Annotated in this window: 9 protein-coding genes; 2 read left to right on the forward strand and 7 right to left on the reverse strand. The window is 50.9% G+C overall.

Annotated elements, in window-relative coordinates; translation table 11 throughout:
- Nucleotides 1–119: 119 nt before the first annotated feature.
- Nucleotides 120–1235, reverse strand: coding sequence for a methyl-accepting chemotaxis protein (locus NSU14_RS22465; protein ID WP_083705136.1), 1116 nt, complete (start codon nt 1233–1235; stop codon nt 120–122).
- A 17-nt stretch (nt 1236–1252) separates the two neighbouring features.
- The gene (locus NSU14_RS22470; protein ID WP_340947374.1) at nt 1253–2284 is read right to left on the reverse strand and encodes an FIST signal transduction protein; all 1032 of its coding nucleotides are present in this window, start codon (nt 2282–2284) and stop codon (nt 1253–1255) included.
- Between the two features lie 297 nt (nt 2285–2581).
- Between NSU14_RS22470 and NSU14_RS22475 the strand changes: the two genes are divergently transcribed.
- Nucleotides 2582–2767 (forward strand): hypothetical protein, encoded by a 186-nt coding sequence (locus tag NSU14_RS22475; RefSeq protein WP_076242580.1) that lies wholly within the window; start codon nt 2582–2584, stop codon nt 2765–2767.
- A gap of 1723 nt (nt 2768–4490) precedes the next feature.
- On the opposite strand, the gene tyrS is transcribed toward NSU14_RS22475, so the two are convergent.
- The 4 genes from tyrS to licT all read right to left on the reverse strand — a co-directional run bounded on the left by tyrS (nt 4491) and on the right by licT (nt 11047).
- Nucleotides 4491–5750: a tyrosine--tRNA ligase gene (tyrS, locus tag NSU14_RS22480; protein WP_039306839.1), complete on the reverse strand. Its 1260-nt coding sequence runs from the start codon at nt 5748–5750 to the stop codon at nt 4491–4493.
- Between the two features lie 426 nt (nt 5751–6176).
- The gene (ascB, locus tag NSU14_RS22485) at nt 6177–7631 is read right to left on the reverse strand and encodes a 6-phospho-beta-glucosidase (RefSeq protein WP_340947375.1); all 1455 of its coding nucleotides are present in this window, start codon (nt 7629–7631) and stop codon (nt 6177–6179) included.
- A gap of 545 nt (nt 7632–8176) precedes the next feature.
- Nucleotides 8177–10084 carry a beta-glucoside-specific PTS transporter subunit IIABC gene (locus NSU14_RS22490; RefSeq protein ID WP_042134934.1) on the reverse strand — a complete coding sequence of 636 codons (1908 nt, stop codon included), beginning with the start codon at nt 10082–10084 and terminating at the stop codon, nt 8177–8179.
- A gap of 129 nt (nt 10085–10213) precedes the next feature.
- Nucleotides 10214–11047 carry a BglG family transcription antiterminator LicT gene (gene licT / locus NSU14_RS22495; protein WP_042134932.1) on the reverse strand — a complete coding sequence of 278 codons (834 nt, stop codon included), beginning with the start codon at nt 11045–11047 and terminating at the stop codon, nt 10214–10216.
- A 346-nt stretch (nt 11048–11393) separates the two neighbouring features.
- On the opposite strand from licT, the gene NSU14_RS22500 reads away from it, so the two are divergent.
- Nucleotides 11394–12248 carry a CPBP family intramembrane glutamic endopeptidase gene (locus tag NSU14_RS22500; RefSeq protein WP_340947376.1) on the forward strand — a complete coding sequence of 285 codons (855 nt, stop codon included), beginning with the start codon at nt 11394–11396 and terminating at the stop codon, nt 12246–12248.
- Between the two features lie 67 nt (nt 12249–12315).
- Here NSU14_RS22500 and NSU14_RS22505 read toward each other — a convergent pair whose 3' ends face one another.
- Nucleotides 12316–13425 (reverse strand): M14 family zinc carboxypeptidase, encoded by a 1110-nt coding sequence (locus tag NSU14_RS22505; protein WP_340947377.1) that lies wholly within the window; start codon nt 13423–13425, stop codon nt 12316–12318.
- Nucleotides 13426–13443 lie beyond the last annotated feature (18 nt).

The following is a 13443-nucleotide window of genomic DNA, read 5'->3' on the forward strand; positions in this document are numbered from 1 at the left end:
TCTGCCTGATAACCAAAAAGGCCAGCCAGAAGGTTCTGGCTGACCTAATCATACGAAAGACTACACCACAGCATTCCCTCTGCAGGTTGTAGTCTTTTTTATCGGATACCTGCTTCTGCTTATACGCCCATCTTCTGTGCTTCATCAAGCTGCTGCAGCTGCTCTATCTGGTGCAGATGATTAAGCAGCTGCTGATAGTGATCGGCTTTTTTCTGGACGGTAAGCACCATCTTCTGGAACTGCCCTGCATCCTGTCCCGATTTCTCCAGAATGCGCAGGAGATCGCCATTGATCTGCTCCACATCCTCCATGCTGCTCTCCTGCGACTCCTGAATCTTCTCCAGATGCTGGAACACCTCTTCCTCCGCCTCCACGATCTCGTTCATATATACCGTGGACTGGCTGATCTTCGCATTCGTCTCTGTCATCGCTGTTGTCCCGTCACCGGACTTGCTGTGTAGCTGCTCCATCACCTGGGTCATCCCCGAAAGGGAGCCCATGATCTCCTTCACATGACTGCGCGTGCTGTCGGCCAGCTTGCGGATTTCTGTGGCAACCACCGAGAAGCCCCGTCCGTGCTCTCCGGCCCGCGCCGCCTCGATCGCTGCATTCAGCGACAACAGATTCGTCTGCTCAGCAATATCCGTAATGATCTTCGCCAGCTGCTCGATGCTCCGGAAATGCCCCCGCAGGTCCTCATTCAAGGTGACAAATTCAGTAAATACCGCCGAAGCCTTCTGCATTTCAGCCGAGATCTGGATATTGGACTCTTTGGCGAATTCAATTTTATTGGAGGAAAAAGAGAGGCTGCCATACATTTCATTGATGAGATCTTCGGTCTGCCCGCTGTTGGTCTTCAGATGCTCCAGCAGCTGCTGGGTCCCGCCGATCTGGCTGATCAGCTCACCGCTGCCCGCCCGTAAAGCCGCAAACTCCTCTACCAGCTGTGCCTCTTCCTTGAGAATCTCGTCAGTTTCGCGGCGGATCTGTCCTGCCAGGGTATAGGCGTGCATCCCATAGGATTCAGTGGCCGAAGCGGGGGCAGCGTCAGCTATCCCGCCAGTATTCTCTGGAGGCTCAGGAGCATTTGCCGCTGTTCCAGCTGTCTTTAGCGTCCCGGCTGATGGTCCGGAGCTGTCCGTTTTTTCAAGAACGGCTAGTGTATTATGACTTTGAACACCTCCGGCAGAGGTGCTTTTGCCCCATGAAGTGCGTAATCTGGTTATCCACTGCATAATCAATCTACTCTCCCTTATTCAACCAGCAGCAGAATCATGGTCTGGTTGGCATGCTTTTTATAATATTGCTCTCCGTAGCTGATGAAACCTGTAGTGTTGCCGCAGAATCCGAGCATCGTCCTGTCAAAATCCGCCCACAGACCGTCCCGGATGAAGAGCTGATCCCGCAGCGTACAGTTAATGTTGAGCACAAAGGATGGCTTGTACGGGCTCCCGCCCAGCGTCTCCTCCAGCACAGCAAGCGGATCCGCCGCGCTCAGCACCTCCACATAAGTACTAGACATAACCTGGCTGTAAAATGTGACAGAGCCATCCGGGTTAATTGTCATCGGTGAGGCGATGATCAGATCGTCTTCGTATCTTTTGCCCAGCGGGCTGCTCAGGAAATGCTCTGCCAGGTCCGCCTCCGGGACACCAAGCACGCGCGCATATTCTTCCGCAGCAGGACGTCCGTTGAAGGAATACACCGTTCTGCCGAACACATCGGCTTCTGTCACCAGCAGCGTTGTCCCGGTGGGAACATAAATATTTTCTTTAACCAGTGCGGTACGGCCCGGCATATTGAAAAAAATTCCCAGGTTCCGCACCCGGCGGCTTCCTATGTAAATATAAGTCTCTCCATGCTCATCATCCGCTGCACTTCCCCCGATAATCTTGAATTCCGGGGCAATGAAAAACAGCGAGGAGAGGAGCGTCTCCTCCATCGCGCCTGTACCGTCACATAGCAGCAGCAGAAAGGCATTTGCGTTGCCTTGGACTTTGTGATATGAGGCACGTAGTATATTGCCGCTAAGCACGGGCGGATGCAGGATCTCCACAATATCGGCTATCCCTGATTCGTATTCGAACCCTGTGACTACGCCGCTGCGGTAGCCCTGCGGGGTATATTCACCTTTGGTCGAGCACAATACCGCCCGGGAGGGTGCATACCGGGACAATTCGCTGACTGCCGCAGCGGAAGCGAACAGCACCAAGCCTCTGCTGCTATCGAGTTGTTCCAGATGCCGCCTGGCTTCGCCCGGTGTGTTAAAAGATAAAGCTTTCATTATGTATATCAACCTTCCTTCGCGGGATCTCTCCCTGCAAACGTTACTGAAAAATTAAGCTTTAATTTTCAATACTTCTTATGGTAAAACCAGAACCGGGCCTACTGTCTGTGAATAATGTCGCAATTCCATCGGCAAAGCCTTATTTCCGGCGCAAAAATACTGCTTTCACGGATGACTAAGGTTGAGCCGCTCACAGAAAGGCTGTATCATGAACATACTGTAGATACGATTGAACGATGGATACGATGCCCAGAGCCGGGCATCACATTAGTAATAGAAAGGAAGTGTGAGACCATGACTTATTCACAGCGTTCCAGTCACCCTGCTGCCGCATCGGACTACACCTATCTGGAATACCAGATCGAATTAGCTGCAGAAGAATTGGCGGTGGTATTAAAGGCGCAAGACGAAGCCCGGGCAGAGGCTATCCGCGAGAAAATTGCCAAACTCGAAGACGAGCTGGCGCTGCTTGAGGATTAAACCTGATTACATCTGATTACGCCGATTACACCTGATTACACCTGACTAAGCCTGACTAAGCCGATTATTTTAGTACCGTCACTTCTCGATTCTATCTCTAACAATAGATCATGTGATAATGATTATCAATGACAAAAAGATGTAGATTCCAGCAGCGCCGCAGTAGGCACCTGATTTCTCAAGCAAACCGATAGTCATTCGGTGCCGGGCTTCCGGCTGCTGCGGGGAATATGGGGTTGTTCTGGGTGTGCTAGGGTGTGATGGGTAGGTGCTGGGTACGCTGAGTGAGTGCGGGATGGGTGCTGGGTGAGTGCTGGGTAGGTGCTGGGTGGGTGCTGGGCGTTGTGTGTGTTGGGCGTTGTGTGTGTTGGGCGTTTTGTGTGTTGGGCGTTTTGTGTGTGCTGAGTGCTGGGTGCGTGCTGAACGTTGTGTGTGCTGGGCGTTTTGTGTGTGCTGAGTGCTGGGTGCGTGCTGAACGTTGTGTGTGCTGGGCGTTTTGTGTGTGCTGAGTGCTGGGTGCGTGCTGAACGTTGTGTGTGCTGGGCGTTTTGTGTGTTGGGCGTTTTGTGTGTGCTGAGTGCTGGGTGCGTGCTGAGCGTTGTGTGTGCTGGGCGTTGTGTGTGTTGGGCGTTTTGTGTGTGCTGAGTGCTGGGGGCGTGCTGAGCGTTATTCCGAGCGTTCTGCCCGGCAGCGAATGAGTTTTTGAGCAAAGATTACACTTTACAGCCTTGTCCAGGCAGAAATGTTGTACGTATTACAACTCTGCCCCCTAGTTTCCAAGGAGTTTGAGGAGATTGTTGTATGAAACACAACAATTGTCAGGCTAAGCCGCCGGAAAGAAAGGAAATGTTGCATTTCATACAACAATTCTCAATTTGAGGCAGACATAGGAAGAAAATGTTGTATTTTGTGCAGGATTCTCGTCCAGCAGGCACTGTCCGCCCGGCGAGTCCAACCAATTATCCCCACAAGAGCGGGGCTTTTGCTCGCTGACTACCTCGCTGACTACTGTTCACTTCGCTCACTACCACACTGCTGGTTACCTCCTCACTAGCACGCTAACCACTGGTTACTTGTCCACTACCACACTGACTACTGTTTACTTCGTACCACGCTGACTACTGATTACCTCGCTCACTACACCACGCTAACTATTGATTATCTCGCTCACTACCACACCGAACACTGGTTACCTCATCCCTACCACACTGACTACTGGTTACCTCCTCCTTACCACGCTGACAACTGATTACCTCGCTTACTACCACACTGACTACTGGTTACCATGCTCACTACCACACTGACAACTGATCACCTTCTGATTACCACACTGATCACTGATTACCTCGCTCACTACCACACTGACTACCGGTTACCTCCTCACCACATCGCTGACTACCGGTTACCTCCTCACCACATCGCTGACTACGATTACCTCACTCACTACCACACTGTCTACTGATCATCTCGCTCACCCCACACTCACTTCCTTGCGACTATTGGTTACCTCACTAACTACCACGCTGACAACTCAGGTACTTTGCAGGCACCCTAAAACAAATAAATCACCTTATAAAAAAGAGGCTATCCCCGTCATTGCTGACACAGCGGGATAGCCTCTTATGGTTTACCTATTTACCTATTTGCCGATTTACTATTTACCTGTTTACTTGCTTACCTATTTACCTGTTTACCTAAGGACTTCCCAGCCAGCAGCTAGGGCTTAGCCCAATTTCACCAGGCTGTAGTTCTTCTTGCCTTTGCGGACGATGATGAATTTGCCGCCGATGGCAAGCTCAGCGGTAATCTCTGTCTCCAGCTCGTTGACACGTTCGCCGTTAATGGAGATTGCACCTTTGGTAATATCCTCACGCGCCTGGCGTTTGGATGGCTCAATGCCCAGGTCGACCAGCCAGTCGACAATGTTCTTCGACTCCTTAGTGGCGGTGAAGGTCGGCATTTCCTTGAAGCCTTCTTCGATTTCATCGGCAGTCAGGGAGCTGATATCCCCGCTAAACAGCGCTGCGCTGATGCGTTTAGCCTGCTCCAGCAGCTCTTCGCTGTGGACGAAGCGGGTCATTTCCTCGGCAAGTGTTTTTTGGGCCTCGCGTTTATGCGGCTCCGTCGCCACCTTCTCGGCAAGCGCCTCAATTTCCTCCTTGCTCAGGAAGGTGAAGTATTTCAGGTATTTCACCACGTCGCGGTCATCGGTGTTCGCCCAGAACTGGTAGAACTCGTAAGGTGTGGTCTGCTTCGGATCCAGCCAGATGGCGCCGCCGGCGGATTTGCCGAACTTGGTACCGTCTGCCTTGAGCATCAGCGGGATGGTCAGGCCGAAGGCTTTGGCTTCGTTGCCTTCTTTTTTACGGATCAGATCCAGGCCGCTGGTGATATTGCCCCACTGGTCCGAACCGCCGATCTGCAGCTGCACATCCTCATGCTGGTATAGATGCAGGTAATCCATGGACTGCAGGATCTGGTAGGAGAACTCGGTGAACGAGATTCCGCTGTCCAGGCGGCTGGAGACTACGTCCTTAGCCAGCATCGTATTGATGCTGAAGTTCTTGCCGATGTCGCGCAGGAATTCGATGACGTTCATGTCCTTGGTCCAGTCGTAGTTGTTAACCATCCGCACCTGATTGTCGCCTTCAGTAATGAACAGCTTCTTCATCTGGGCCGTCAGCGCATCCACATTCTCCTGTACCTGCTCCAGCGTCTGCAGGGAGCGCTCGCTCTGGCGTCCGCTCGGATCACCAATCGTTCCGGTAGCCCCGCCGATCAGAATGACCGGACGGTGTCCGGCAAGCTGGAAGCGTCTAAGCATCATAAAAGGAATCAAGTGGCCGATATGCATAGTGTTGCCTGTAGGGTCCACGCCGCAGTACAGCGATACAGCCTTACTATTCGTTAATTCACGCAGCCCGTCCGCATCTGTCTGCTGGTTAATGGCGTCGCGCCACAGCAACTCGTCGATAATGTTCAACATGTACAGCCCCTTTGGTTTGTTTTGTGTGTAATTGGTATGCATTGAAAAGCAGCCAGCTTAACGGGTGACTCCGCAATCTCTGAATTTGGGCAACAAAAAATCGCCCCTTGTCTATTCAGACACAGGGACGATTATCATTAACCGTGTTACCACCCAAATTGCACAGACATCACATTCAAACATGTCCGTACCACTCTTCCGCGAGTTATCGTTCGCTTAGCTCCGCTTGGCATTACCCAAGATACTCCCGAGGTGTAATTCGCAGTCCATTGTATATACCGGGTTCCATCAACCCCCGGCTTTCTGGGAACAGGGACAAGTCTGCTACTGGCTCGTTCAACGTATACCAACTATAAGATTACAGAAAGTATAGCCGCTTCTAAAATTGTTGTCAATGCAGAGGCAGCGCCAGCCAGGAACGGCCTACTCCAAATCCGCTCCATTGCTGGCAATTGCCTTCTGGTACCAGTAGAAGCTCTTCTTCTTCTTCCGGTCAAGCGTTCCGTTTCCGTCATCGTCCTGGTCCACATAGATCACGCCGTAACGCTTGGACATCTCCGAAGTCGACGCGCTGATAATATCAATCGCCCCCCAGGCGGTGTAGCCCATGACTTCGACTCCGTCCAGAACCGCTTCCTTGACCTGGGTAATATGCTTGCGCAAATAATCGATCCGGTAATCATCCTGGATGGAACCATCCTCTTCGACCTTATCCTTTGCACCCAGCCCGTTCTCCACCACAAACAGCGGAAGCTGGTAACGGTCGTACAGCTCTTTGAGCACAATCCGCAGGCCAATCGGGTCCAGCTGCCAGCCCCATTCGGTAATCTTCAGGTTCGGATTCTTCACGGTGCTGAACAGATTGCCGCCGGTAACACCATATTTCTCAGGAGTAACTGTGGAAATAAGCGACGTATAGTAGCTGAAGGAAATGAAGTCCACCGTGTTCTCACGCAGCAGCTGCTCATCGCCATGTTCAGTCACAAGCTGAATATGATTGTCGGCAAAATAACGCTTCATGAACGGAGGATAGCTTCCCCGCGCCTGCACATCGGTATGCATCAGGTTGAGCTGATTATCGATCTGGGCCTGCAGCACATCCTCCGGATCACTGGTCGCCGGATAATGGATCATACGCGCGAGCATGCAGCCGATGCGGAATTCCGGATTAATCTCCCGCCCTTTGCGGGTCGCGAGGCTGCTGGCGACGAATTGATGATGCAGCGCCTGATAGGACGCCTCGCGGATGTTATCCACCGTATCCTCTACTACCCCGCCGCCGGTAAACGGCTCGATGATGGTCGTATTGATCTCATTGAACGTCAGCCAATATTTCACTTTGTCGCGGTATCTGTTCATGACAGTCTCAGCATATTTCTCATAAAACGCAATCACCGCGCGGTTCCTCCAGCCCCCGTAATTCAGCACCAGCGACATCGGCATCTCATAGTGGGAGAGGGTAACCAGCGGCTCAATGCCATATTTGCGCATCTCGTCGAACATGTCATCGTAGAATTGCAGGCCTTTCTCGTTAGGCTCGGCATCGTCCCCATTCGGGAAGATCCGTGACCAGTTGATCGACATGCGGAACACTTTGAAGCCCAGCTCGCCGAACAAGGCGATATCCTCTTTGAACCGGTGATAGAAATCAATCCCATACCGTTTCGGGTAGCCCTCCGCTGAGGCATGCTGCATTCCGCGCTCGATCGTTTCACTGGTGACATGCATCAGCTCTTTGAGGTTGGTGTAATCTTTTTTCTTATAGTATGGCACCATATCTGCCGTGGACAATCCCTTACCGTCTGCGTCAAAAGCACCCTCTGCCTGGTTTGCGGCGATTGCTCCGCCCCATAGGAAGCCGTCTGGAAAAGTGGTCATTTTGTCATCTCCTCATTTTTTGAAAATCGAATGCTAAAAGGCGGGCCGTAACTGCGGGAAAGTTTGGACTTTCGGCCGCTGTTATGTTTGGATTTCCTGAATTATTCCGCTGTCAGCGGTAGAAATCCAAACATAGCTTATGCTTCCGATGCGAGCTTTCCTGCGGAAAGCTTTCAGGCGGACGCTATCGCTCCTACAGTTCCAAACTTCCCTCCGTTACTAATAGCCTTTTGTTAGGATGAAGCGGATTCGGAGGTGACAAAATTCTAAGCCAACCCGATCGCTTCGTTCCGAAATCACTAAGCTCAAACTCAGGCTAAGACCGGAGCTGGCGCCTAGCAAATAACTTAGGCTAAGCTCCAAATCGAAGGTCAAAACTAAGATCCAAAGCAAAGATCAAAATTGAAGACCAAAAACTAAACCCAAAAACTAAGACCAAAAACTAAGACCAAAAACTAAAACCGAAAACTAAAACCAAAATCGAAAGTCCAAATCGAAGATCCAAGCTAAAGATCCAAGCTACGATCAAAGCTAAACCGGCAACCTTACAGCTCAGCCTTCAGCACCGGCTCACCGAAAGCAACCTCGCCCAGCTTAAGCGGCAGAATCTGCTTGTAATCGGCCGTATTAGTCACGACCATAGCGGTCGTAATATCATAATTCTGGGCAATTTGCGCCAGATCGAAGGTAAGCAGCTTGTCGCCGGCCTGAATCGGATCACCGGCCTGCACATGCGCTTCGAAGAATTGGCCGCGCAGCTTCACGGTGTTAATCCCAACGTGGATCAGGAGTTCCATGCCGTCAGTATTGCGGATAACCATAGCATGCTTGGTTTTGAAGACATTCATTACGGTACCGCTGACTGGAGATACGAGCTCGCCGACCGTAGGGACGAAGGCTATGCCTTTACCCATCAGCTCATCGCCGAAGGTAGGGTCATTGACCTCTTTTAACGGAATCGCCTTACCGGTCATTGGTGCATAAGCTGTGCTGTCTGCGGTAGCGGATGCCGGTTCTACCTCAACCTCTACCGGTGCGGGAGCTGCCGGGGTCACATCTGCCGGTTTAGCGGCGATACTGCCGGAAATCTGCTCCGCATCATCAGCCTCTTCCTGGAAGCCAAGTAACACTGTAACAACCGCTGCAACTACAAAGGCAATGACCATCCCGCCGAAAGCGTACCAGAAGGTCTGTCCAACCAATCCCGGCAGACCCGGGATACCGCCGTTACCAGCCAGGGCGTATGCCTTGGCGCCGAACGCCAGCGCGAAGCCGCCGCCTGCCGCACTACCAATCATCGCCGCGATGAACGGCTTTTTGTATTTCATATTGACACCGTACATGGCCGGCTCAGTAACACCCATAAGTGCGGTGAAGCTGGTGGACAGGGCAACGGATTTCAGTTTCTTGTCTTTAGCCCGGAAGAATACGCCCAGAGTAGCGCCCGCCTGACCCATATTGGAAATGAAGGTCAGCGGCAGGAACTTATCGAAGCCGAGTGTAGCCAGATTGCTGATAATAACCGGAACCAGTGCGTAGTGCATACCCGTCATAACAATCAGGGACATCGCCCCGCCAAGCACGATCCCGGAGATCAGGCCGCCTTCATTCAGCAGCCAGTTAATGCCGCCGGACAATCCGTCTCCGACGAAGGTTCCCAGAGGTCCAATCGCAATCAGCGTGACCGGAACCATCACCAGGAGGGAGATCAGCGGAACGAGTAGCAGCTTGAGAGAGGGTATGATGAAGCGGTCCACTGTTTTTTCCACGTAAGAAAGAATCCAGATTGCGAGCAGAATCGGAATTACGGAAGATCCGTAGGAGACCGCTGTTACCGGAATACTGAGGAAGGATACGGGGTTACCGCTGGACAATAGTGCGCCCATATCCGGATACATCAGCGCCGCGCCGACACCAACTGCTATATACGGGTTACTGCCGAATTTACGCGCTGCGCTGAAGGAGATCAGCATCGGCAGGAAGTAGAATACGCCATCGCCAATCGCAGACAGGATACGGTACGTGTCTGTTCCCGCTGACAGCCATTCCAGGGTCACGAATAGAGCGAGCAGCCCCTTCAGGATACCGGCAGCCGTGATTGCGGGCAGCATCGGTGCGAATACACCGGCGATTGTCTCAAAAATCTTCAGAATCACATTCTGTTTCTTCCCGTCCGCCTGCTTATTTCCTTCCGCTGTCTGCTTGAGCGCCGGGTACTCTTTAACCATTTCGTCGTATACCTTAGGCACATCATTGCCGATAATGACCTGGAATTGCTCGCCCGAGATGTTGGTGCCCATTACCATATCCAGCTTTTTGAGCGCGGCCTGATCCGCTTTATTGTTGTCCTTCAGCTCGAAGCGCAGACGCGTTACACAGTGGTACACCGACTTCACATTGGATACTCCGCCCACCGACTTGACGATTTGCTGTGCTGTTTCCTGATGTTTCATTCGTCTTTCCCCCTAAATTGTAGGTCATAAAATCTAATAAAAAAACCCGAATGAACACGTGCATACGTAAAGAAGTGCATGCCGGTTTTCATTCGGGTTTTGCCTGATTGAACAGTAACAAGCCCCTTGTTATTTGGTTTTCATCAGCCTCTCCAGATGCAGTGTCAGATAGAGCTGCTCGGAATGGGTCATGACGTACTCGTAGTTCTTCAGGATAAAAGATTCAATCTTACGGATGCATTTGAAGGTGTCCGGATAATTCTTCTTAACCACCTTGTACAAATACTCCTCGGTATCGTCATGGCTGGTATGGGTGATGACCCGCTGGCAAAAATATTTGAGATGCGTAATGAATCTGAAATAGTTGACGCTGTCCTCGTCCAAATCCACGCCAAAATGATATTTGATAATGTTCATAATCTCCTGCAGCAGCTGCATCAGATGCGTCACATCGTTCATCGAATCATTGACTTCGGCATTGATGAAATGCAGCGCGATATTGCAGATCTCATCCTTGGGAAAATCAATCCCCAGCCGCTCCCGCAGAATCGTCAGCGCTTCCTTCGCCACATCGTACTCGGCTTTGTAGAAATGCTGTACCTCCCAGGATAACGGGTTGCGGACAATCTGCTCCCGCTCCATCCGCTGCACAGCGAAATGGATATGATCCGACAGCGATACATAAATCCCGTCACTGATCTGCTTATTCAGCTGCATGCGCGCCAGACTTACAATATCATCTGTCACCTGCAGGATTTCAACCGGCATTTCCGTAACAATCGCCTTGAAGCGCTCATAGATGGAGGAATCCTGAAGGCGGAAGACTTTCTCAATCCGTGCCTCGTCAATGGGGTCCCCTGCCCGGAACTGGAAACCGATACCCCGGCCGAGGATAAGCAGCTCCTGATCCTTGTCATCTACGGTGCTGACGATATTATTGTTGAAAATCTGTTTGATTATCACTTTCAGCCCACCTGCTTTTGAGGAATAAAAAAGGGCAAAACAACAACGGAAACGAATCAATCATTCCCATTGTGGTTTTGCCCGCATTACCGGTAACAAGCCTCGGAAACAATTTAACATAAGCTGAAAACGGTGTCAACCGTCAGTATCAGAAATCAGCTTTGCTAATTATGCCCATAGCAGCGCTCTTTTTATGACTTGCAGGATTATGGCAGTGCAGCGGTGTGACTTCAATACTTCTGTGACTGTTGTGACTTCTGTGACAGTGAATCCTTTTCATAGCCAATATAGTAATAGTGAGGGATTTACTGGTAAATATTTCTTCATCCAAAGGAGTGTAACTTAGGTGCAGCTTAAGACAGGGGAACATGCAGGGATTTTTACAGGAAAACGTATTTCAGTCAGGTTTATCGTTGGCCTTATTATTCTGGAGATTATTTTCGCGATGACAGTGAACCTCCTTTTCTTTGAAAAGGGGACCTTCGATGACATTAACCGGCTGACCCACGGGTGGATAAATGCCACGTTATGCGCGGGGCTGCTCGGTCTCATGGTAATTGTCATTATTTATTTATGGGCAATGGTCCGGATTCCGCTGCGGGATCTGGGACTGAGACGGGAGAAGCTGCTGGCCGGATGCCTATGGACATTTGTGTTCTGGATGGCTGTCAATGTAATGAGCGCCTGCATCAATCTCATTGCCGGTACAGCACTTACATGGAATCATGACCTTGCCGACTTTCCAAATCTGTTTCTGGGCGCTTTGCTCGGGCAATTGTTCGGCAATGCCTTGCTGGAAGAGATCATCTTCCGCGGCTTCCTTTTTGTGCAGATCCATCATTGGTTGTCTGGAACGGGTAAGCCTTCTTCCCGCATAGTTAAGGCGCTGCTCATCTCGCAAACGGTCTTCGCCCTCATGCATATCCCGAACCGGATTTACGGCGGACTTAGCGGAATGGAATTTGTGTATGATTTTATCCAGCTGGTTATTCTCGGGATGCTGTTTGCACTCCTCTATGTCCTGACCCGGAATCTGTTCATCGTAGTCGGCGTCCACTCGCTGCTGAATGTGAATCTGGTGATCTGGACTAACAGCTACGCCACAACGGCTTCGCTTACCTGTATGGGCTTTGCCATCGGAATTCTTCTGCTGCTGCGGAGAAAGAAGGTACATAACCGGAAATCCGTAATACATTATTGACGGTTTAACTGTAAAAAAAGCAAGACCCTGTTTGCGGACTGAGCCGCAGGGTCTTGCTTAATGGGTTCTAATCACCCGGGCGAACAGGCTCTAGTGCATTTATCTGGGATACCGCGTAAGTCAGCTCCGTCAACGCAGAACTTAAATCAGCAATGATAAGCTGCATCTCCTCATAAGGAGGGACAAACGTGGTACCGAATTCAAAGGTGTAGCTGTAAATCTTAGGCTTGGAAGGGTCGCTTAAATGACGGCTGTAGGCATAATCCTGTGTCGTTCCGCTGGTATAATACAACTGGGCTGACTCTTCAACCTTGTAGGATTTGCCCCGTACGGCTTGTAAAGCTCCGTTCATCCGGTTCCCTAGATCACGCTCCAGCTTCTCATCCTGCGGCGCAATGTATTCTTTGTAGCGGCCCCTCATAAACTCAGTAGTTCCACGCATTCCGTCATACTGATGATTCAAGAAATTCTGGCCGGGGTCAGTGGTTTGGTTATTATCATCCCCCCAGTTGTACATAATTTTCTCTCCAAAGCTGTGAATATCCACATAAAAACGGATTTGTTGGTACGTATCCAGAAGATACTTGATGTTTTGCGATTCCGGCTCGGAGAAGGGGGCTGGACCAAGGTAAATCAGACTGTTTTTATCTGCTGAGGTACCGATTGTACTCCCCCACAAGAAATCAAAATTCCGGTTCAAATCAACGCCCATCGGTCTCCCGTTCTCATCAGGCCGGCGGTTCTTCCGCCACCAGAAGCCATTACCCGCCAGCTGATCATTCAATGAATCCTGACCATGGTTTTCCTGACAATACACCTTGCCATCCGGATTAACCTCCGGAAAGATAATCAGGTCCACAGATTCCAGCGCCTGCTTAATTTGCTCATAGGCAAAGCTTTTGTTGCCATACTGGATGGGCTGTCTGCTTATATAGGCTTGGGTGAGCTTGGTTAACAAGTTAATGCAAATGTCAGAACCACCCCACTCACGCGCATGCACATTGCCAGTAATAAGAATGGCCGGTTTCATTCTGGCTTGTTGTGGAGCGGCACTGAGCATAACCGCACGGCATGTCCGTCCCTCCCACGTCCGGTTAGGAAGAGTGATCAGCGAGACCAGCCCGGGGTTTTGCCGGCTAAGCTGCAGCAATGTGTTATCGATTTCGTCCACAGTCATATAACCGCCCCGCACCGA

This window comes from Paenibacillus sp. FSL R10-2771 (assembly GCF_038000205.1).
Taxonomy (GTDB): domain Bacteria; phylum Bacillota; class Bacilli; order Paenibacillales; family Paenibacillaceae; genus Paenibacillus_AQ; species Paenibacillus_AQ phytohabitans.